Below are 709 nucleotides of genomic sequence, written 5' to 3'. Positions count from 1 at the left end.
GGTCACGCCGAGCGGAAGGGCGAGGGGATGAGCGGGCGGGCGCGGCTCGCGGGGTGCGCGGCGGCGGCCACGCTGATGACGGCGTGTTCCCTGCTGCCGCTGGTCCACGGCCCCGCCTGGCTGGTGGTGGCGGCACTCCTCGTGGGGGTGCAGGCGGGCGTGGGGGCGGCGGCGCGGCGGGTGCCGCTGGCGCGGCCGCTGATCGTGCTGGCGCAGCTTCTGGTGTCGCTGCTGCTGCTCACCCTCGTCTTCGCGCGGGAGCAGGCCCTGGCCGGGCTGTTCCCGGGCCCGGAGGCGCTCACGCACTTCTCGGAGCTGCTGCGGGAGGGTTCGGACGACGTCAGCCGGTACGCGCCTCCGGCGCCGTTGACCGACGGCATCCGTCTGATGCTGATCGGCGGGGTGCTGATCGTGCATCTCCTGGTGGACACGCTGGCGGTGACCTTCCGCGCGGCGGCCCCGGCCGGGCTGCCGCTCCTCGCGCTGTACTCGGTGGCGGCCGGGCTGTCCGGGGGCGGGGCCGACTGGCTGTGGTTCCTCCTCGCGGCGGCCGGTTATCTGATGCTGCTGCTCGCCGAGGGCCGGGACCGGGTGACCCGGTGGGGCCGGGTGTTCGGGGCGACGGCCCGCGCGCCGGGCGCCGGTGACGGCATCCCCGCGGCCCCGGTGCGTACCGGGCGCCGGATCGGCGCGGTGGCGCTGGGCGTGG

Annotated in this window: 1 protein-coding gene; it reads left to right on the top strand. The window is 77.2% G+C overall.

Features of this window, described 5'->3' with window-relative positions:
- Positions 1-27: 27 nt before the first annotated feature.
- On the top strand, positions 28-709 hold a 682-nt coding region (locus tag GTW40_RS21180), incomplete at its 3' end, for a transglutaminaseTgpA domain-containing protein (RefSeq protein WP_237525605.1).

The sequence above is a fragment of the Streptomyces sp. SID4985 genome, assembly GCF_009863025.1.
Classification (GTDB): Bacteria; Actinomycetota; Actinomycetes; order Streptomycetales; family Streptomycetaceae; genus Streptomyces.
Note: the sequence above shows the minus strand (reverse complement) of the source record. Positions and strands in the feature narration are given on the sequence as shown.